At 69.5% G+C, this 20,337-nt stretch carries 14 protein-coding genes; 11 read left to right on the forward strand and 3 right to left on the reverse strand.

Annotated features, from left to right (window positions below; all coding sequences use genetic code 11):
- Window positions 1-99 precede the first annotated feature (99 nt).
- On the forward strand, window positions 100-2,724 hold the full coding sequence (locus ACJH6J_RS08240; protein ID WP_346415613.1) for a LuxR C-terminal-related transcriptional regulator: 2,625 nt from the start codon (window positions 100-102) through the stop codon (window positions 2,722-2,724).
- On the opposite strand, the gene ACJH6J_RS08245 is transcribed toward ACJH6J_RS08240, so the two are convergent.
- Window positions 2,721-3,602: an oxidoreductase gene (locus ACJH6J_RS08245; RefSeq protein ID WP_406803802.1), complete on the reverse strand. Its 882-nt coding sequence runs from the start codon at window positions 3,600-3,602 to the stop codon at window positions 2,721-2,723. The genes ACJH6J_RS08240 and ACJH6J_RS08245 overlap by 4 nt on opposite strands.
- Before the next feature lie 63 nt (window positions 3,603-3,665).
- Between ACJH6J_RS08245 and aspS the strand changes: the two genes are divergently transcribed.
- Window positions 3,666-5,441, forward strand: a complete 1,776-nt coding sequence (gene aspS / locus ACJH6J_RS08250; protein WP_346415695.1) for an aspartate--tRNA ligase — start codon at window positions 3,666-3,668, stop codon at window positions 5,439-5,441.
- On the opposite strand, the gene ACJH6J_RS08255 is transcribed toward aspS, so the two are convergent.
- Window positions 5,406-7,946 carry a flavin-containing monooxygenase gene (locus tag ACJH6J_RS08255; RefSeq protein ID WP_406803803.1) on the reverse strand — a complete coding sequence of 847 codons (2,541 nt, stop codon included), beginning with the start codon at window positions 7,944-7,946 and terminating at the stop codon, window positions 5,406-5,408. The genes aspS and ACJH6J_RS08255 overlap by 36 nt on opposite strands.
- 77 nt (window positions 7,947-8,023) lie before the next feature.
- Here ACJH6J_RS08255 and ACJH6J_RS08260 point away from each other — a divergent pair, with 77 nt between their 5' ends.
- Window positions 8,024-8,467 carry a nitroreductase family deazaflavin-dependent oxidoreductase gene (locus ACJH6J_RS08260; protein ID WP_318984518.1) on the forward strand — a complete coding sequence of 148 codons (444 nt, stop codon included), beginning with the start codon at window positions 8,024-8,026 and terminating at the stop codon, window positions 8,465-8,467.
- A 3-nt stretch (window positions 8,468-8,470) separates the two neighbouring features.
- Here ACJH6J_RS08260 and ACJH6J_RS08265 read toward each other — a convergent pair whose 3' ends face one another.
- Window positions 8,471-9,655 carry a thiolase family protein gene (locus ACJH6J_RS08265; RefSeq protein ID WP_406802081.1) on the reverse strand — a complete coding sequence of 395 codons (1,185 nt, stop codon included), beginning with the start codon at window positions 9,653-9,655 and terminating at the stop codon, window positions 8,471-8,473.
- Between the two features lie 96 nt (window positions 9,656-9,751).
- Here ACJH6J_RS08265 and ACJH6J_RS08270 point away from each other — a divergent pair, with 96 nt between their 5' ends.
- The 8 genes from ACJH6J_RS08270 to ACJH6J_RS08305 all read left to right on the forward strand — a co-directional run bounded on the left by ACJH6J_RS08270 (window position 9,752) and on the right by ACJH6J_RS08305 (window position 20,306).
- Window positions 9,752-10,228, forward strand: coding sequence for a helix-turn-helix domain-containing protein (locus ACJH6J_RS08270; protein ID WP_212811586.1), 477 nt, complete (start codon window positions 9,752-9,754; stop codon window positions 10,226-10,228).
- 9 nt (window positions 10,229-10,237) lie between these two features.
- Window positions 10,238-11,149: a DUF389 domain-containing protein gene (locus tag ACJH6J_RS08275; RefSeq protein WP_346415618.1), complete on the forward strand. Its 912-nt coding sequence runs from the start codon at window positions 10,238-10,240 to the stop codon at window positions 11,147-11,149.
- A 48-nt stretch (window positions 11,150-11,197) separates the two neighbouring features.
- Window positions 11,198-14,464, forward strand: a complete 3,267-nt coding sequence (locus ACJH6J_RS08280) for a DUF2126 domain-containing protein (protein ID WP_406802080.1) — start codon at window positions 11,198-11,200, stop codon at window positions 14,462-14,464.
- Window positions 14,464-17,148 carry a circularly permuted type 2 ATP-grasp protein gene (locus ACJH6J_RS08285; RefSeq protein ID WP_212811583.1) on the forward strand — a complete coding sequence of 895 codons (2,685 nt, stop codon included), beginning with the start codon at window positions 14,464-14,466 and terminating at the stop codon, window positions 17,146-17,148. The genes ACJH6J_RS08280 and ACJH6J_RS08285 overlap by 1 nt, the downstream gene beginning before the upstream one ends.
- The gene (locus tag ACJH6J_RS08290) at window positions 17,145-18,041 is read left to right on the forward strand and encodes a transglutaminase N-terminal domain-containing protein (protein WP_406802079.1); all 897 of its coding nucleotides are present in this window, start codon (window positions 17,145-17,147) and stop codon (window positions 18,039-18,041) included. Before ACJH6J_RS08285 ends, ACJH6J_RS08290 begins: the two co-directional genes overlap by 4 nt.
- On the forward strand, window positions 18,034-19,059 hold the full coding sequence (locus ACJH6J_RS08295) for a putative zinc-binding metallopeptidase (protein ID WP_406802078.1): 1,026 nt from the start codon (window positions 18,034-18,036) through the stop codon (window positions 19,057-19,059). Before ACJH6J_RS08290 ends, ACJH6J_RS08295 begins: the two co-directional genes overlap by 8 nt.
- Window positions 19,060-19,092: 33 nt before the next feature.
- Window positions 19,093-19,401: a DUF4333 domain-containing protein gene (locus ACJH6J_RS08300; RefSeq protein WP_234785318.1), complete on the forward strand. Its 309-nt coding sequence runs from the start codon at window positions 19,093-19,095 to the stop codon at window positions 19,399-19,401.
- Window positions 19,402-19,469: 68 nt separating this feature from the next.
- On the forward strand, window positions 19,470-20,306 hold the full coding sequence (locus ACJH6J_RS08305; protein ID WP_406802077.1) for a DUF3097 domain-containing protein: 837 nt from the start codon (window positions 19,470-19,472) through the stop codon (window positions 20,304-20,306).
- Window positions 20,307-20,337 lie beyond the last annotated feature (31 nt).

The raw sequence follows: 20,337 nt of genomic DNA on the forward strand, positions 1-20,337 counted from the left end.
CATGTAGCGCAGCTATTGTTTGCCCCCGGCGAACCTGGCAGCATCTGGTGCAAATGGTGTGAGTTTGCTGGGGCTGGGACGCGCCGGAGGTGATCCATAGTGATCCACGAGTGGCCCCTGCATGGACGAGCCGAGGAACTGCGGGCGATCGAGGCGGCTATCCGTCGCCCGGACCGGGCTCGCGGCATCGTCTTGTCGGGCGCTGCCGGTGTCGGCAAGACGCGCCTCGCGCGTGAAGTCGTCACCGCCTGCCGGCCGCCGGGGCGCTCGCGATGGATCGCCGGCACGGCGTCGGCCCGCAGCATCCCGTTGGGCGCGTTCGCCGACATCGCCAGCGACTTCGGCCCCGATCCGTTGCGCCGCGTGCGGGAGGTGATCGACGGCGTGATCGGCGCCGCGCCGACGGGCGCGGTGGTCGTCGGTGTCGATGACGCGCACCTGCTCGACGATCTGTCGGCCTTTGCCGTGCATCAACTCGTCGCACGGAAGCTGGCCACCGTCGTGCTGACTCTGCGATCGGGCGAACCGGCTCCGGACGCCATCACCGCGATCTGGAAAGACGACATACTGGAACGCATTGAACTGCAACCACTTTCCTCGGCAGCCATCGCGAAGCTGGTCGAGCGCATCCTGGGTGGGCCGGTGCATTCACGGTGTGTGCAACAGCTGTGGCAGTACACGCAGGGCAACGTCCTGTATCTGCGCCACCTGTTGGACACCGAGGTCAGCGCCGGCCGGCTGACGCAGCAATCCGGGGTGTGGATGTGGCAGGGGCAGCCACGACTGACACCCACGCTCGCCGAACTGCTCACCACCCGGATCGGCCAGATTCCGGCGGCCGCACGCAATGTGCTGGACGCCCTCGCCGTCACGGAACCACTCGACATCGAAACCCTTGCGGCGGTGACGGATTCCGATGCCATCGCCGAGACGGAAGCGCTCGGACTGATCCGCATCGACGGCAGCGCGACGCCCGCGTCGGTGCGGCTGGCCCATCCGATGCTCGGCGAGGTGCGCCGCACCGACTCACTGCGGATGCGCCGCCTGCACGGTCAGATCGCCGCCGCGCTGATCGCTCGCCCCGCCACCGATCCGCGTGATCTGGTCCGCCGCGCGGTGCTGACACTGAACTCCGACCTGGCCCCCGACCCGGCGATCCTGAACGCGGCGACGTCGGCGGCGATCCAACTGACCGACATGCGGCTCGCGGAGTCACTGGCCGAGCGGGCGGTGGCGGCGGGTGGCGGCCTGGAAGCCGACATCGCCCTGTCGCTGGCCTTGATCTGGCAGGAGCGTGGCGAGGAGGCCGAGGTCATCTTCGCCCGCCTCGCCGCCGACACCTCCGGCCCGCTGCGGGTGCAGGTCGCCCTCCTGCGCGCCCTGAACTTCGCCGTGATCCTCGGTCACACGGCCCGCGCCGAGGCCGAACTGGACAGCGAGATACCGGCAGGCGACGCCACGGTCGCGGCGACGGCCCTGGCGTTGCGCGCGTCGATCGACGTGGCGCGCGGCCGGTCCACGGCCGCCATCGAGCAGGCGCGGCGGGTTGTCGACGACCCGGCTGCCGAACCCGTCGCGCAGATGCTCTCTACGTGGGCGCTGGTGAGCAGCCTGGGGGAGCTGGGCCGCATCGACGAGGTCGAGACGGTCGCGGAGGCCGGCTACCGGCTGGCCGACACCAGTGCCGAGGTGTCGCACCTGCGCCTGCCGCTGGCGTTTCTGCACCTGCACATGCATCGGCTGGCCGGGACCCTCGACCAGGCCGATGTCACCATCGCACGCATCCGCCGCGACACCGTCGACGTCCCGATCGAGGGCTCGTGGCAGGTCGCCGAATCGTGGCACGCCTTCGTGGCGGGCCTGTCGGCCGTCAGCCGGGGCGCCTTGGTCGACGCACACCGGTTGTGCCTGGAATCGCTCGCCGATTTCAGTGCCCGGGACAGCGGCAGCATGCGCAAGATGCTGGCTCGCTTGTGGCTCGTCACTGCCGACGCCATGGCGGGCCGCGCCGAGGATGCGCGCCGCGAGTTCGCCGCGACGCCGTGGTGGCAGGCCGACCCGGACGCCTGCGCCCGCGATCCTGACCGCACGCTGGCCCATGCCTGGGTCTGTGCGGCCGAAGGCGCTGTGTCCGAAGCGATTTCGATAGCCCGGGCGGCTGCGGCGCGGGAGCGTCAGCTCGGCCGGCTGGGCTGGGAGGTCATGCTGCTGCAGACCGCGACGCAGTTCGGCGACCGCACCACCGCGGCCAGGCTCGCCGAGCTCGCGCTGACGGTACGCGGGCCGCGCGCGGCGGCCGCCGCCGCGCATGCCGTCGCGCTGGCCGCGGCCGACGGCGACGGCCTGGTGGCGGCGGCCAAGCACTACGAATACTTCGGCGACCGGGTGGCGGCCGCCGATGCGGCCGCGCAGGCCGCGGCCGTCTACCAACAGGCGGGGCTGCGCGGATCGGGCCTCGGCGCGGCCAGCACCGCGGCGCGGCTGGCGGCCGAATGCGGCGGCGCCGACACCCCGGCGCTGCGGGCCGCGGCGACTCCGTTGGCCATCACCGCCCGGCAACGCGAGATCGTCGGGTTGGCGGCCAAGGGGCTGAGCAACACCGCCATCGCGGAGCGGCTCGGGATGTCCCGTCGCTCCGTGGAGGGCCACATCTTCCGGGCGTGCCAGCGCGTCGGCGTCAACAGCCGCGACCAGTTGGTCGAGCTCGTCTTCGGCCGCCGCTAACCCGGTCCGTCACTGGCCGCGGCGAGCAGCGGCACCAGCACGTCACTGATCGGCGTGGGGATGCCGTGCGTGGCACCTTTGCGCTGGATGACGCCGTTGCGGATGTCCCACTCCAACGGACGGTGCGCTTCGCGGTCGATCAGCATCGAGGTCGCCATGTCCGTCGGTGCCTGCGCGAGCATGTCGGCGATCTCGTCGACGACACCGTCGGGCAGCGTCGCGCCCTCGGCCCGGGCGACCGCGAGGCACTCGCTCAGGTACCTGCGGGCCACCGCCGCGACGTCGTCGCGCCGGAACATCCCCGAGCGCCGGCCCGACAGCACCATGCACCCGACCACGGCGTTGACCAACAGTTTGCGCCACGCCGCGCTGAGGAAATCCGGGTCGAGCTCGACGGCGATCCCGCTGTCCGCCAGGTCCGCCGCCAGGCGGCCCGCGGCCGCGTCGTCGGGCAGCACCAGCCGCGGGGCGCTCAGCACCTGCACCCAGCCCTCTGGCCGGGTCTCCGCGGCAATCCAGATCGCCGCAGGTACGACGGCGGATTCGGGGCAGTAGGGCCGTAGCCGGTCGGCCTGTTCGACACCGTTCTGCAGTGCGCAGACCACGGTGTCCGGTCCGCACAACCGGGCCAGCCACGGCGCGGAGGCGGCGTACTGGGTGTCCTTGACCGCCAGCAGCACGACGCCGACCGGACCGGCGACAGCGTCGGGATCGGTGTGCACCGGGCCGGGTACGACGATGGGCGCGCTGCCGTCCATCCGCACCTCGATGGCCTCGCGCGGCGTCCGTCCACACAGCAGGACTTCATGACCCGCGGCGTACAGCAGCGCGGCGATCGTTGATCCGATGGCACCGGGTCCCACGAGGGCAAAGCTCACTGTCGCCAAAATACCGGTCGAGGCGCCCCTTAGACTTAGCGGTCGATTCAGACGTCAGAGGAGATTTTCGTGTTGCGCAGCCACGCCGCCGGTTCGTTGCGGTCCACCGATGCCGGTCAGACGGTGACCCTCGCCGGATGGGTGGCGCGTCGGCGCGACCACGGCGGCGTCATCTTCATCGATCTGCGTGACGCCTCCGGAGTCTCCCAGGTGGTGTTCCGGGACGCCGCCGTGCTGGAGCAGGCCCACCGGCTGCGCGCCGAATTCTGCGTCCTGGTCACCGGCACCGTCGAGGTGCGGCCGGAGGGCAACGCCAACAAGGACATCGCCACGGGCGATATCGAGGTCAACGCGACGACGCTCGAGGTGCTGTCCGAGAGCGCGCCGCTGCCGTTCCAGCTCGACGAGACCCCGGGCGAGGAAGCGCGCCTGAAGTACCGCTACCTGGACCTGCGCCGGGAAGGCCCGGGCAACGCGCTCCGGTTGCGCTCCAAGGTCAACGCCGCCGCGCGCGCCGTGCTCGAGAAGCACGATTTCGTCGAGGTCGAGACGCCGACCATGACCCGGTCGACCCCCGAAGGTGCCCGCGACTTCGTGATTCCCGCGCGCCTGCAGCCGGGCTCGTTCTACGCGCTGCCGCAGAGCCCGCAGCTGTTCAAGCAGCTGCTCATGGTGGCGGGCATGGAGCGCTACTACCAGATCGCGCGCTGCTACCGCGACGAGGATTTCCGCGCCGACCGCCAGCCCGAGTTCACCCAGCTGGACCTGGAGATGAGCTTCGTCAACGCCGACGACGTCATGGGCGTCGCCGAAGAGGTGCTGGCCGCGCTGTGGCAGCTCATCGGCGTCGAGCTGACGCTGCCGCTGCCGCGCATCAGCTACGAGGAGGCCATGCGCCGCTTCGGTTCGGACAAACCGGACCTGCGCTTCGCCGTCGAGCTCGTCGAGTGCACCGACTACTTCAAGAACACCCCGTTCCGGGTGTTCCAGGCGCCGTACGTGGGCGCGGTCGTCATGCCGGGCGGGGCGTCGCAGCCGCGCCGCACGCTGGACGGCTGGCAGGAGTTCGCCAAGCAGCGCGGTCACAAGGGGCTGGCCTACGTGCTCGTCGGCGAGGACGGCGAGCTGGGCGGCCCGGTGGCCAAGAACCTCACCGACGACGAGCGGGCCGGTCTGGCCGCACACGTCGGCGCGAAGGTGGGGGACTGCATCTTCTTCGCGGCCGGTCCGGCCAAGGGCGCCCGTGCCCTGCTGGGTGCGACGCGCATCGAGATCGCCAAGCGCCTCGATCTGATCGATCCGAACGCCTGGGCGTTCACCTGGGTGGTCGACTGGCCGCTGTTCGAATCCGCGGACGCGGCCACCGCATCGGGCGACGTCGCTGTCGGTTCGGGCGCCTGGACCGCGGTGCACCATGCGTTCACCGCGCCGCAGCCGGACTCCATCGCGACGTTCGACACCGACCCGGGTGCTGCGATGGCCGATGCCTACGACATCGTCTGCAACGGCAACGAGATCGGCGGCGGCTCGATCCGTATCCACCGCCGCGATGTCCAGGAGCGGGTGTTCGCGATGATGGGCATCGACGAGGCCGAGGCACAGGACAAGTTCGGATTCCTGTTGGACGCCTTCACCTTTGGCGCGCCGCCCCACGGCGGCCTGGCCTTCGGCTGGGACCGCATCACCGCGCTGCTGGCCGGGGTGGACTCCATCCGCGACGTCATCGCGTTCCCGAAGTCCGGCGGCGGCGTCGACCCGCTGACCGATGCCCCGGCACCGATCACCGCGCAGCAGCGCAAGGAGTCAGGGATCGACTTCAAGCCTGAGAAAAGCGCGTAAGGCTTCGGCCATCTGCGCCCGGATCGGCGCCCCGGACACGACGAGGTCGACCATCGTGATCGACAGGTGCGTGTGGCCGCGGGCCTGAACGTGCTCGGTGGGCACGCCGGCCGCGGCCAGTGCGGCGGCGTAGGCGTTGCCTTCGTCGCGCAGTGGGTCGAACTCGCAGGTCACCACCATCGCCGGGGGTAGACCCGCGAGGTTGCCACGCAACGGTGACCGCCGCGGGTCGTGGGCGGGGCCGTCGTACAACTCGGTGAACCACTGCATGAGCGGCGTGGTCAGTCCGTAGCCGTCGGCGTTCTCCTGATACGACGGGTACGGCTGCGCGTCGGTCACCGGGGTCAGCAGGAGTTGCCCGCGGATGTGCGGGCCGCCGTGGTCGCGGGCCCACTGGCACACGGCCGCGGCGATGTTCCCGCCCGCGCTCCAACCGGCGACCGCCAGTTGGTCGGGGAGCCCGCCCAGTGCCGCGGCGTTGTCGGCCACCCACCGCAGCGCGGCGATGCCGTCGTCGATGGCCGCGGGGAACGGATGTTCCGGCGCGTGCCGGTAGTTCATCGAGAAGACCAACGCGTCGGCCCGCACACACAGGTCGCGGCACAGCGGATCGTCCGACGTCGCGTCGCCCAGCACCCAGCCGCCGCCGTGGAAGTACACGATCACCGGGTGTGGCCGCGGCGTCGCCGGCCGGTACAGCCGGTACTCGAGTTCGCCCGCGAATACACCGTCGATGATCTCGCCGACGTCCGGCCCCGGGGGTCGGGCGGCATTGGCCTCGACCATGGCGGCGCGGGCCACCTCGACGGGAAGTGATTCCAGCGGAGGCGGATTCATGGCCGCCACCATCTCCAGCACCATCTGCACGTCCGGTTGCAGCCGCCTGACCACGCCGTCGTGGCACTGCGCACCGTTCGGCCCCGTCAGCTCGAATCCGAGATAGTCCCGGCTCACCACGTCGGTGCAGGCGGCGGCATAGAAGTCGACACCTGCCGCGTACGGCATGAACACCCGGGGCTTACCGGGGATGTTGGCGCCGACGTACCACGAATTGGCTTGCGGGAACATGGTGATGGCGCCGGCGTCGGCGACGTGCTGCATCCAGCCGGCCTCGGCGGTCGGCGTCGGTTCGATGGTGTCGAAGCCGTGCTCGCGCAGATATGCCACCGTCTCGGCGACGAGCTCGACGTGCTGTTCGATGGATACCGCCATGTTGGACAGCACCGACGGACTGCCCGGTCCGGTGATGAGGAACAGGTTCGGAAATCCGGTGGTGGTGAGGCCCAGGTAGGTCGACGGCCCTTGTGCCCATTTGTCTTTCAGTGCGAGTCCGTCGCGCCCGACGATGTCGACGGCCGTCACCGCACCGGTGATGGCGTCGAACCCCGTCGCGAACACCAGCGCGTCGAGGTCGAAGGACTCACCCACGGTCTGCACGCCGCTTTTGGTGAGGCCGACCAGCGGCTGGGTGCGGAGGTCGACGACACGCACGTGGGGCTGGTTGAACGTGGCGTAGTAATCGGTGTCGAGGCACAGCCGTTTCGCGCCGACGGGATAATCATTGGGACACAACAGTTCCGCGGTCTGCGGGTCATGGACCGCCGCGCGGATCTTGTCGCGGACGAAGTCGGCGAACGACGCGTTGGCGGCCGGGTTGCTCATCAGGTCGGAGAACATGTTGAGGGTTTCGAGCAGTTCGCCGATCTGCCAGGCACGTTCGTAGCGCTGTTGACGGTAGGCCTCGGGCACCGCGAACGTCGGGATCAGCGTGCGCTCCTGCGGTACCCCGCCGAACGACGCCCGCGCCGCTGCCCGGTACGCGCGTTCGTCTGCCAGCGCCGCCTGCTTCTCCGGTGACACCGGCCCGTTGTGTGCCGGGATGGAGAAACACGGTGTGCGCTGGAAGACGGTCAGCTGCGCGGCCTGCGCGGCGATCAGTGGAATCGACTGGATGCCGGACGACCCGGTGCCGATCACCCCGACGCGCTTGCCGGTGAAGTCGACCGGTTCGTGCGGCCAGCGGTTGGTGTAAAACGTTTCACCCGTGAAGGTTTCGATGCCCTTGATGTCCGGTTCCTTGGGGATCGACAGGCAGCCGGTGGCCATCACCAGATGACGGCAGGTGACATCGTCACCGTTGCTGGTGCGCACGCGCCACGCGTCGTCGACCCAGTGCGCGCTGGTGACCCGGGTGCCGAAGGTGATGTCGCGGCGCAGATCGAACTTGTCGGCGACGTGGTTCAGGTACCGCAGGATTTCCGGCTGGGTGGCGTACTTCTCCGACCATTGCCAGTCGCGATGCCAGTCCGGGTCGAAGCTGAACATGTAGTCGAGGCTGGGGATGTCGACGCGCGCGCCGGGATACCGGTTCCAGTACCAGGTGCCGCCGACGTCGTCGGCGGCTTCGAAGACGCGGACCGAGAAACCCTGCTGCCGCAGCCGGTGTACCAGATACAGGCCGGCAAACCCGGCTCCCACCACAACTGCGTCCGCGTCTGGCGTCATCGGCACCTCCGTCAATATCAGGCAAGTATCGCGCCGTGACGGGAACATTTGGGCCGGTTCGCGAGGTTGGGTCAGGCATGACCGAATTCACGGACGCCGCGTCCTTTCATGCCTTCAACGCCGCCATCGTCGACGAGTTCCGCGCCAACGGCGGCAAGGTTGGCGGCCAGTTCGAGGGCGGCAATCTGCTGCTGTTGCACACCACGGGCGCCAAGTCGGGTCAGCCGCGCATGTCGCCGCTGGCGTACCTGCCGGTCGACGGCAAGATCCTCATCGTCGGCTCGAAGGCCGGCGCTCCGACCCATCCGGACTGGGTGCACAACCTCCGCGCCAACCCGAATGCGCATATCGAGATCGGAACCGACGCCGGCCTGGAGGAGTACGACGTCGTCGCCCGCGAACTGCCCGATGACGAGCGCGAGGCCACGTATCCGTTGATCACGGCCGTGGCCCCCGTCTTCGCCGACTACCAGGCGAAGACGTCGCGCGTCATCCCGCTGTTCGAGCTCGTGCGCGCCTGAGCGCTACAGCCGCTCGATGATGGTGGCGTTCGCCATGCCGCCGCCTTCGCACATCACCTGCAGGCCGTAGCGGCCGCCGCGCTGGTCGAGGGCATTGACCAGCGTGCTCATGATGCGGGCACCGCTGGCGCCCAGGGGGTGACCGATGGCGATGGCGCCGCCGTTGACGTTGGTCTTCGCCAGGTCGGCTCCGGTGTCGGCCGCCCAGGCCAGCACGACGGGTGCGAAGGCCTCGTTCACCTCGAACAGATCGATGTTCGACAGTGACAGGCCGGAGCGGGCCAGCACCTTCTCGGTCGCGGGGATGACACCGGTCAGCATGTACAGCGGATCCGAGCCGACCGCGGTCATGGTGTGGATGCGGGCCAGCGGCGTGAGCCCATGGCTACGCGCGAAGGCGCCGCTGGTGATCATGACCGCCGCGCTGCCGTCGGACAACGGTGACGAGTTGCCGGGCGTGATCTCCCAACGGATCTGGGGAAAGCGCGCGGCGTAGGCGTCGCTGTAGAACGCGGGCTTCAGCCCGGCCAGGGTCTCCACGGAGGTGCCCGGCCGGATGATCTCGTCGGCGGTCAGGCCCGCCACCGGCACGAGTTCGTTGTCGAACAGTCCGTCCTTGGCGGCGCGGGCGGCCTTCTCGTGGCTGGCGGCGGAGAACTCGTCGAGCTGGGTGCGGGAGAAGTTCCAGCGCGCCGCGATCAGTTCGGCGCTGATGCCCTGGGGGACAAGGCCGTCGGGATACCGCTCGGCCAGGCCCACGCCGAACGGATTGCTGCCCGGCAGGACCGCGGCACCCATCGGCACGCGGGACATGGACTCGACGCCCGCGGCGATCACCGCGTCGTACGACCCGGCCAGCACACCCTGCGCGGCGAACGAGATGGCCTGTTGCGAACTGCCGCACTGGCGGTCGACGGTGGTGCCGGGCACGCTCTCGGGAAAACCGGCGCCCAGCAAGGCATTCCGGGCGATGTTGGCGGCCTGGTCACCGGCTTGCGTGACGGCGCCGGCGATGACGTCGTCGACCAGAACCGGGTCGACGCCCGTGCGTTCCACCACGGACCGCAGGCTGTGGGCGAGCAGGTCGGCGGGAAGTACGTCGTGCAGCGCGCCGTTCGCCTTGCCCTTACCGACCGGCGTGCGCACCGCCGCGACGATCACGGCATCGCGGTCTGTGTATCCCGACATGAGAATCCTCCTGTAACTCCACGCTGAGTACTGCTTCCTATACTCAGATCTAACACCTGAGTATGGCAAGAGCAACCCAGCGGTAGAGTGATTCGCATGACAGCGCTACAGGGTGTGCTCGCCGAACGCGACAAGTGGTCGGCGGTCGGCCAGTGCGCCATCGAGAAGACCATGTCGTTGGTCGGCACCAAATCCGCCATGCTGCTCATGCGTGAGGCCTACTACGGCACAACGCGTTTCGACGACTTCGCCAAGCGGGTCGGCATCACCAAGGCGGCCACCTCGGCGCGGCTCGCCGAACTGGTGGCGGCCGGCCTGCTGACCAAACGGCCGTACCAGGAGCCGGGTCAGCGCAGCCGCGACGAATACGTGCTGACACAGGCCGGCACCGACTTCATGCCGGTGGTGTGGGCCATGTTCGAGTGGGGCCGCAAACACCTGGGCGACACCGGCCTGCGGCTGACGCACCTGGGCTGCGGCGCCGATGCCACCGTCGAGATCCGGTGTGCGGACGGACACGAGGTCCCGCCCGAGGAACTCGGGATGAAGCTGGCACGCCGCCGCGGTCGGTAATCTTCGGCCGTGCTGCATCTACGCGTGATCACCCCGCCGGAACTCGCCGATTCGGTACTCGAGCTCTACCGGCACCACGGCGGCATCGCCAACGTGGTGGCCCACCCGGGCGCGGCGATCGATCCGCGCGGTGACGTCATCACCGCCGACATCGCCCGTGACGCCGCCGACGGGCTGATCAGCGGGCTGCGGGCGCTCGGCATCGATCAGGACGGCGCCATCACGATGGAGGTGCTCGACACCGTGCTGTCGACGGCCGCCTACCGCGCCGAGGACGAGATCGACGGCGACGGCGAAGACGCGGTGGTCTGGGACGAGCTGGTGCTGCGCACCCGCGAGCAGAGCAGCCTCGGCATCTCCTACATGGCGTTCCTGTGCATCGCGTGTCTGCTGGCCGCGGTCGGCGTGCTGACCGATTCGGCGATCACCGTCGTCGGCGCGATGGTCGTGGGCCCCGAATTCGGGCCGCTGGCCGCCCTGGCGGTGGCGGTGGTGCGACGCAAGGGCTATCTCGCGAAGCGCGCGGCGCTGGCCCTGCTCGTCGGATTCCCGGCGGCGATGCTCGTCACAGCGGTGGCCACGCTCGGCTTCGAGGCGCTGGGCTGGGTGACGTTGCGCAGTATCCACGAGCTGCAGAACGTGGACTTCATCTTCCAGGTCGGGCCGTTCTCGTTCGTGGTGGCGCTGCTGGCCGGTGCCGCCGGGATGCTATCGCTGGTGACGTCGAAATCGGCTGCGCTGGTTGGGGTCTTCATCTCCGTGACGACGGTCCCCGCGGCCGGGATGTCGGTGGTTGCGGCCACCACGCGCGACTGGGATGTGGCCCTGGCGTCGGCGGGGCAGCTGGCCGTCAACATGGTCGGCATCGTGGCGGCGGGGGTGCTGGTCCTGGCCGGGTACAACCGGGCCCGCCGCCGCTAGTTTTCTCCGCCCTGCGACCTGCCCGTTCTTGTGGTGGGATCGATCGCTATGGCAATCAAGGTGGCGCTGGAGCACCGCACCAGCTACACGTTCGACCGGCTGGTCAAGGTGTACCCGCACGTGGTTCGGTTGCGCCCCGCACCGCACTCGCGGACGCCGATCGAGGCCTATTCGCTGCAGGTCGAGCCCGCCGACCACTTCATCAACTGGCAACAGGACGCCTTCGGTAACTTCGTGGGGCGCTTGGTCTTTCCGAACCGCGCCACCAAGTTGAGCATCACCGTCGGACTGATCGCCGACCTCAAGGTCATCAACCCGTTCGACTTCTTCATCGAGGAATGGGCCGAAACCGTCCCGTTCGCCTACCCGGACAACCTGCTCGACGACCTCAAGCCCTACCTTCGCCCCGTCGACGACGCCGACGATCTGACGGCGGCCTGGGTCCGGAACTTCGACGTGGTGCCCGGCACCGGCACCATCGACTTCCTGGTGTCGCTGAACCGGGCGGTCAATGCCGACGTCGGCTACAGCGTTCGCCTCGAACCCGGTGTCCAGACACCGGATCACACCCTGCGCACCGGCATCGGCTCGTGCCGGGACTCCGCCTGGCTGCTGGTCGCCATCCTGCGGAAGATGGGCTTCGCCGCCCGCTTCGTGTCCGGCTACCTGGTGCAACTGGCCGCCGACATCGAGGCGCTCGACGGACCGTCGGGCCCCGCCGCCGACTTCACCGACCTGCACGCCTGGGCCGAGGTGTACATCCCGGGCGCCGGCTGGGTCGGCCTCGACGCGACCTCGGGTCTGCTGGCCGGGGAGGGCCACATCCCGCTGTCGGCCACGCCGCACCCGGAATCGGCCGCTCCGATCACCGGCGCCGTCGAGCCCTGCGAATCCACGCTCGACTTCGTCAACGTGGTGACGCGGGTGCACGAAGACCCGCGCGTCACCCTGCCGTACACCGAACAGGCATGGGAGTCGATCCGGGCCCTCGGCGCCGTCATCGATGAACGGATGGCCGAGCGCGACGTGCGGCTGACCGTCGGCGGCGAACCCACCTTCGTCTCGATCGACAACCAGACCGACGAGGAATGGACCACGGCCGCCGACGGCCCGCACAAGCGCGTGCTCGCCTCGGCGCTCACCGCCCAGCTGAAAGCCGCCTGGGCCCCGGACGGGCTGGTACAGCGCAGCCAGGGCAAGTGGTATCCGGGGGAGCCGTTGCCGCGCTGGCAGATCGGGCTGATGTGGCGCACCGACGGGACGCCACTGTGGACCGATGCGGCGCTGCTGGCCGATCCGTGGTCCGGGGAATCGCCTGCGGTCGCACCGGATGCGGCACGGCGGTTGCTCACCGAGATCGCCGACGGGCTCGGGCTGCCGGACAGTCAGGTGCGTCCGGCGTACGAGGACGCCCTCGCCCGGCTGGCCGCTGCCGTCCGGCGGCCGGATGGGGATCCGGTCACCGACGACCTGACGGACGACGGAGCCGCCCAGCGGAAAGCCTTGGCGGACAAGCTCGATGCCGCGGTGACCGAACCCGCGGCCCACGTGTTGCCCCTGCATCGCCGTGATGACGACACCGGATGGGTCTCCGCCGACTGGAAACTGCGCCGCGGGCGATTGGTGCTCATCGGCGGCGATTCACCTGCGGGCCTGCGATTGCCGCTCGACTCGATCAGCTGGCAGCCGCCGCGATCGGTGCCCGACGCCGACCCGCTGGCGCCCGCGCGCGTCGACACCCCCGCCAGGCCCGCGACCGTCGTCAGCGCCGACGGCGCACCTCCCACCGCCCTGGTCGCCGAGGTCCGCGACGGTCTGCTGTACGTATTCTTGCCGCCCACAACGGCATTCGACGATTTCGCCGATCTGGTCGGCCGGATCGAGAAAGCCACTGCCAATCTCGGCGTCGCCGTCGTGATCGAGGGCTACGGACCGCCGCCGGACGCCCGGCTCCAGCAGATGACCGTCACTCCCGACCCGGGTGTCATCGAGGTCAACGTGGCGCCCACCGCCGGCTTCGCCGAGCAGGCCGCACAACTGGAGACCCTGTACGAGGCGGCCCGGCAGGCCCGGCTCGGCACGGAGTCCTTCGACGTCGACGGCACCCACGGCGGCACGGGCGGTGGCAACCACATCACCCTCGGTGGCGTCACCCCCGCCGACTCACCGTTGCTGCGCCGGCCCGACCTGCTGGTGTCGATGCTGACGTACTGGCAACGGCATCCGGCGCTGTCGTACCTGTTCTCCGGCCGGTTCGTCGGCACGACGTCGCAGGCCCCGCGCGTCGACGAAGGACGCCTCGAGGCGCTGTACGAGCTGGAGATCGCGTTCGCCGAGATCGAGCGTGTGGCCGAGGGAGCTCCGTGGGCCGTCGACCGCGCCCTGCGGCACCTCCTCACCGACATCACCGGAAACACGCACCGCGCCGAGTTCTGCATCGACAAGCTCTACAGCCCCGACAGTGCCCGCGGCCGGCTCGGCCTGCTGGAACTGCGCGGCTTCGAGATGCCGCCGCATTTCCAGATGGCCATGGTGCAGTCGCTACTGGTGCGGTCGCTGGTCGCGTGGTTCTGGGATGAACCGCTGCGAGCCCCGCTGATCCGGCACGGTGAGAACCTGCACGGCCGGTACCTGTTGCCGCACTTCGTCATACAAGACATCGCCGAGGTCGCCGCCGACCTGCGGGCGCACGGCATCCCGTTCGACACCAGCTGGCTGGATCCGTTCACCGAGTTCCGCTTCCCCCGGATCGGCAGCGTCATTCTGGACGGTGCCGAATTGGAGCTGCGCGGCGCCATCGAGCCGTGGAACACCCTCGGCGAGGAATCCACCGGCACCGGCACCGCCCGCTACGTCGACTCCTCGGTGGAGCGGCTGCAGGTCCGGCTCATCGGCGCCGACCGGAACCGGTACCTCGTCACGGTGAACGGTCACCCGATCCCGCTGCTGGCCACCGACTCGCCCGACGTGCAGGTCGGCGGCGTCCGGTACCGGGCCTGGCAACCACCGAGCGCGCTGCACCCCACCATCACCGTCGACGGACCGCTGCGGTTCGAACTCGTGGATGGGTTCACCGGTTTCTCCAAAGGCGGCTGTACCTACCACGTCTCGCATCCGGGAGGCCGCGCATACGACACCCCGCCGGTCAACGCCGTCGAGGCCGAGTCACGACGGGGCCGCCGTTTCGAGGACATCGGATTCACCCCGGGCGCCGTCGATCTGGCCGATCTCCGGGAGAAGCGGGCCCGTCAATCCACCGATGGCGGAGCGTCGGGCATCCTCGATCTGCGCCGGGTGCGTACCGTTCTGCGGTAATGGTTCTCCGTACACACACATCCCCAGAGCTGGCCGAGGAGGCGGCGCCCGTCGGCGACCCACTGGCCGGATATCGGGCCGACCGGGCCCAGGAGCCGTTGTTCGACGTCCGCGACGTGGCCGGTGTCGGTTACGACGAGCTGGTCGATGAGTCGGGCGCGATCCGGCCGGCCTGGCAGGAGCTGACCGACTGCGTCCGCGACCGCGGTCGGGCCGGCCTGGACCAGCTGCGTGGCGTCGTCCGGGAACTCGTCGACAACGACGGCATCAGCTATGTGCAGGTCGACCGGGACGGCGAGACCGTCACCGACATCGACGGCACGCCGGTGGTGGACACCTGGCAGCTCGACGCCCTGCCCCTGGTGTTGTCCGCGGCGGACTGGCGCACCCTCGAATCCGGATTGGTGCAACGTTCCCGCCTGCTCGACGCGGTGCTCACCGACCTGTACGGCGCGCGCCGCGCCATCACCTCCGGCGTGCTGCCGCCGGAGTTGTTGTACGCCCATCCCGGTTACGTGCGGGCGGCCCGCGGCATCACGGTGCCGGGACGCCACCAGCTGTTCCTGCACGGCTGCGACGTCAGCCGCCATCGCGACGGTGGCTTCGCGGTGAACGCGGACTGGACGCAGGCGCCGTCGGGCGCCGGGTATGCGCTCGCCGACCGGCGGGTCGTCGCGCACGCGGTGCCCGAGCTGTACGAGAAGATGGCGCCGCGCCCGGCGTCGCCCTGGGCACAGGCCTTGCGGCTGGCACTGATCGATGCGGCACCAGAAGCCGCGCGGGAGCCGGTGGTCGTCGTCCTCAGCCCCGGCAGTCACTCCGAGACCGCCTTCGACCAGGCCTACCTAGCCGGCGTGTTGGGTTTCCCGTTGGTCGAGAGCGCCGACCTCGTGGTGCGTGACGGCAATCTCTGGATGCGCTCGCTCGGCACCCTCAAACGGGTCGACGTCGTACTGCGCCGGGTGGACGCCGAGTACGTCGATCCCTTGGACCTGCGTCCGGATTCCCGGCTCGGCGTCGTCGGTCTCGTCGAGGTACTGCGCCGCGGGGCGGTGACGGTGGTGAACACCCTCGGCAGCGGCATCCTGGAAAGCCCGGGTATCGCCCGCTTCCTGCCGGAGCTGGCCGAGCTGCTCACCGGGGAGACTCCGGAACTGCCGAGCGCCCGATGTTTCTGGGGCGGCATCGACGCCGAGCGTTCGCACCTGTTGAGCAAACTGTCCACCCTGTTGATCAGGCCGGTGACCGGCGGACCGGCGATCGTCGGCCCCGCCCTGTCCAGCGCCAAGCGGGCCGCGCTGGCGGCCCGGATCTCCGCCGCCCCGTGGCAATGGATGGGCCAGGAACTGCCCGAGTTCTCCACGGCCCCCGTGGATCTGCTGCCCAGCGGACTGTCCGCCGACAGCGTCGGGATGCGGCTGTTCACCGTCGCCCAGCGCGGGGGATACGCGCCGATGATCGGTGGGCTGGGTTACGTGCTGGCCCGCGGGCACGCCGCCTACGGCATGGAAACCGTTGCGGCCAAGGATGTCTGGGTGCGATCGCCCGACCGGGCCGCGGTGGTGCAGACGCAGGCCGTCGAGCTGCCGGCCATGACGGCGAGCCCGACCCGCGCGGTGAGCTCGCCGCGTGTGCTCTCCGACCTGTTCTGGCTGGGCCGGTACGCCGAACGTGCCGAGTTCACCGCCCGGCTGCTCACCGTCACCCGCGAGCGCTACCACGAATTCCGCTACCGGCGGGACCTCGGCGGCAGTGATTGCGTGCCGGTACTGCTGACCGCACTGGGCCAGATCACCGGCACCGACACCGGCGCCGACGGCGACTACGCCGAACAACTGGCCATCACGCCGACCACGCTGTGGGCACTCACCGCCGACCGGCACCGTCCGGGCTCGCTGGCGCAATCCGTCGAACGGCTGGGCCTGGCCGCGCGCGCCGTCCGCGACCAGATGTCGAACGACACCTGGATGGTGCTCGCCGCCGTCGAACGCGCGGTGCTGCAGCCGTCCGACCGCGCTCGGCAGCGCCAGGGCACCGCGCTGCCGCCGCCGGATTCGAAGACCAAGGGGGAGGCGTACCTGTCGACCGCGCCCAGCCAGACCCTGGCGGGGATGCTGGCGCTGTCCGGCGTGGCGGCCGAATCCATGGTGCGTGACGTGGGCTGGACGATGATGGACATCGGCAAGCGCATCGAGCGCGGTCTCGGCCTGACCGCGCTGCTGCGGGCCACCCTCACCACCGCCCATGGCGCCGAGACCGAACGGACCGTCAGCGAGTCCGTGCTCGTGGTGTGTGAATCGGCGGTGATGTACCGCAGGCGCATGCTGGGACAGGTGAGCGTGGCAGCCATCGCCGACCTGGTGCTGTTCGACGAGGAGAACCCGCGGTCGCTGGCCTTCCAGTTCGAGCGCCTGCGCACCGACCTGCGGGCACTGCCGTCCTCCACAGGATCGACCCGCCCGGAACGGATGATCGACGAGATCGCCGCCCGCCTGCGACGCCAGGATCCGGCCGACCTCGAGCACGTCACCGACGACGGGCGGCGCACTGAACTCGCCGAGCTGCTCGACGGTATGCACACCGATCTGCGGGAGTTGTCCGAGCTGATCCGTGCCGCGCACCTGGCCCTCCCGAGTGGCATGCAGCCGCTGTGGGGCCCCGACGAACGGCGGCAGATGCCATGAGCCGCGAGTACCAGATCACCCATCGCACGCGGTACCGCTACTCCGACGTTGTCACCAGCTCGTACGGCCGCGGATTCCTCACCCCGCGCGACAGCGGTCAGCAGCGTTGCCAGTCGTACCGGCTCAACATCGACCCCGAACCTGCCGACCGTTCCACGAGCCGGGACGCGTACGGCAACATCAGCTCGTATTTCCATGTGACACAACCACATCACGAACTCGTCGTGACGGGACGCAGCATCGTGGAGGTCGACCCGCCGCCCGCCGAGTGGTACGCCGCAGGTGCGGCGCTGGCGCCGTGGGAGCAGTCCCGGCCGGCCGGGCCGGACGGAGCGCTGGCCACCGAATTCGTGCTCGACCTGCAACCCGCGGAGATCACCGACGAGGTGCGGGATTACGCCGCACCGAGTTTCGCGCCCGGCCGGCCGCTGATCGAGGTGCTGCGCGAGCTGAACTCGCGCATCTTCGCCGACTTCACCTACCGGTCCGGGTCGACGACGGTGTCCACCCGGGTCGCGGAGGTTTTGGCCGCCCGCGAAGGGGTATGTCAGGACTTCGCCCGCCTGGCCATCGCGTGCCTGCGGGCGAACGGTCTTGCGGCGAGCTATGTCTCGGGATATCTGGCGACCGACCCGCCGCCGGGGAAGGAACGGATGGTGGGTATCGACGCCACCCATGCCTGGGCGTCGGTGTGGACGCCGCAGAACCAGTGGCTGGGGCTGGACCCGACCAACGACCAGATGGTCGACGAGCGCTACATCGTGGTGGGGTTCGGCCGGGACTACGCCGATGTGCCGCCGCTGCGCGGCATCATCTACACCGACTCCGAGAGCAGCATCATCGACGTCTCCGTCGACGTCGCACCAATTGTGGGAGGACAACTGCGTGCGTGACTTCAACTGCCCCAACTGCGGGCAGCGACTGGCCTTCGAGAACTCGCTGTGCCTGGGCTGCGGCAGCGCGCTCGGCTTCTCCCTGGACGACATGGCGCTGCTGGTGATCGCGCCGCCCGACAGCAACGGCGACACCGACCATGCCGGCGCGGTGGCCTCGACCGACTACCAGCTGTGCGCGAATCTGCATCTGGCGCAATGCAATTGGCTGGTCCGGATCGAGCCGGTGCGGCAACTGTGCCCATCGTGTGCGTTGACCCGGACCCGACCCGCCGACGATGACACCAAGGCCATGGCGGCTTTCGCGGTCGCCGAGCAGGCCAAGCGCCGGCTGATCGCCGAACTGTCGGAGCTGGGCCTGCCGACGGAGGGACTGTCCTTCGACCTGCTGTCCAGCGAGCAGCACCAGGTGTTCACCGGCCATCAGGACGGGGTCATCACCCTGGACCTCGCCGAGGGCGACGACGTGCACCGCGAACAACTGCGCATCGCCATGGCCGAGCCGTACCGAACCCTGCTGGGCCACTTCCGCCACGAGATCGGGCACTACTACTTCTACCGGCTGGTGCAGCCGTCGCCCGATGCCGTCGCGCGGTTCACCGAATTGTTCGGGGACCCCGACGCCGACTACCAGGCGGCGCTGGACCGGCACTACCGCGACGGTGCGCCCGCCGGGTGGGAGGAGCAGTACGTGTCCTCCTACGCGACGATGCATCCGGCCGAGGACTGGGCCGAGACGTTCGCGCACTATCTGCACATCCGGGACGCACTCGACACCGCGGCGGCCTTCGGCTTCGCGCCCGCCGGTGCCACCTTCGAACGGCGGGTGCTGGGCCCCAGCGGATTTGACACCCTCATCGAGCTCTGGCTACCGCTGGCCTGGGCGTTGAACATGGTCAACCGGTCGATGGGCAAGGACGATCTGTACCCGTTCGTGCTGCCGGCCGCGGTGCTCGAGAAGATGCGGTTCATCCACACGGCGGTCGACGACGCCGGTGCCTCCCGCGCGGCGCGTTGACTCGGCCCACGGCGATAGGACACGATCGCGCCCATGATGCGCGTACGGGTGGGGGCAGCGGTGCTAATGGGTCTGGTGGCCCTGTCGCCGGCTGCGTGTAGCTCAAAGACCACGGTCAAGTCGGACGACGCCGCCAAGCAGGTCGTCAAGCTGGTGTCGGATCAGAACAAGTTCACCCCCACCGATGTGAAGTGTCCGTCCGACGTGGAGGCCACCAAGGGCGCCCAGTTCGACTGTCACTTCACCGGTCCTCGCAAGGTCCAGTACGTCGCGCACATGAAGATCGTGAAAGTCGACGGTGAGCGCATCACCTGTGACATCAAGGTCGAGAAGGCCCCGTAACCGGTCTGTGACGAAAACACGGGTGGCGCAACCGGATCTGGCCCGCGATCGTTCCTAGGATCGGTGCCGTGAGCGACCGATACGGATCCGATGTACTGGCCCGCAACCCGAACGCCAGAAAGCGTTCGACCGAGCAACCCGCCGAGAAGGGGCTCGTGGTGGAGTGCGCCACGACCGGCTTCGTGGGCGCCGTGATCTCGGTCGAGTACGGCCGCATGGTCCTCGAGGACTTCGACGGCTACCGCAAGCCGTTCCCCATCGGCCCGGGCTATCTGGTCGACGGCAATCCCGTCATCCTCACCGCGCCCAAGCGCACCGCGCCGGCCGCGCCCACCCGCACGGCCTCGGGTTCGGTTGCCGTGCAAGGACATCGGGCCCGCACCGCGCTGGCCAGCCGCATCTACGTGGAGGGCCGCCACGACGCCGAACTGGTCGAGCAGGTGTGGGGACACGATCTGCGGGTCGAGGGCGTGGTCGTCGAATACCTCGGCGGTGTCGACGACCTGGCCGCCATCGTGCGCGAGTTCCGGCCGGGACCGGGCCGCCGGCTCGGCGTGCTCGTCGACCACCTGGTGTCGGGCTCGAAGGAGGCCCGGATCGCCGAACAGGTGCGCCGTGGTCCGGGTGGCGAGCACACGCTGGTCGTGGGCCACCCGTTCATCGACATCTGGGAGGCCGTCAAACCCGCCCGCATCGGGCGTGAGGCGTGGCCCGTCATCCCGCGCGGCATCGAATGGAAGCACGGCGTGTGCGACGCGCTCGGCTGGCCGCACGCCGACCAGGCCGACATCGCCCACGCGTGGCAGCGCATCCGGGGCCGGGTGCGGGACTGGAACGACCTCGAACCCGCGCTGATCGGACGGGTCGAGGAACTCATCGACTTCGTGACCGCACCTGCCGACTGAACCGCCGGTCGGTGCGGCGTGGTAAGCCTGA

Origin of the sequence: Mycobacterium sp. SMC-18, assembly GCF_045310895.1 — a bacterium.
In the GTDB taxonomy this organism is placed as follows: Bacteria; Actinomycetota; Actinomycetes; order Mycobacteriales; family Mycobacteriaceae; genus Mycobacterium.

Coding starts and splice junctions, on each gene's coding strand:
- ACJH6J_RS08270 (WP_212811586.1), top strand. CDS start 9,752: ATGACAGCGCTACAGGGTGTGCTCGCCGAACGCGACAAGTGGTCGGCG.
- ACJH6J_RS08285 (WP_212811583.1), top strand. CDS start 14,464: ATGGTTCTCCGTACACACACATCCCCAGAGCTGGCCGAGGAGGCGGCG.
- ACJH6J_RS08265 (WP_406802081.1), bottom strand. CDS start 9,655: ATGTCGGGATACACAGACCGCGATGCCGTGATCGTCGCGGCGGTGCGC.
- ACJH6J_RS08255 (WP_406803803.1), bottom strand. CDS start 7,946: ATGACGCCAGACGCGGACGCAGTTGTGGTGGGAGCCGGGTTTGCCGGC.
- ACJH6J_RS08290 (WP_406802079.1), top strand. CDS start 17,145: ATGAGCCGCGAGTACCAGATCACCCATCGCACGCGGTACCGCTACTCC.
- ACJH6J_RS08300 (WP_234785318.1), top strand. CDS start 19,093: ATGATGCGCGTACGGGTGGGGGCAGCGGTGCTAATGGGTCTGGTGGCC.
- ACJH6J_RS08280 (WP_406802080.1), top strand. CDS start 11,198: ATGGCAATCAAGGTGGCGCTGGAGCACCGCACCAGCTACACGTTCGAC.
- ACJH6J_RS08260 (WP_318984518.1), top strand. CDS start 8,024: ATGACCGAATTCACGGACGCCGCGTCCTTTCATGCCTTCAACGCCGCC.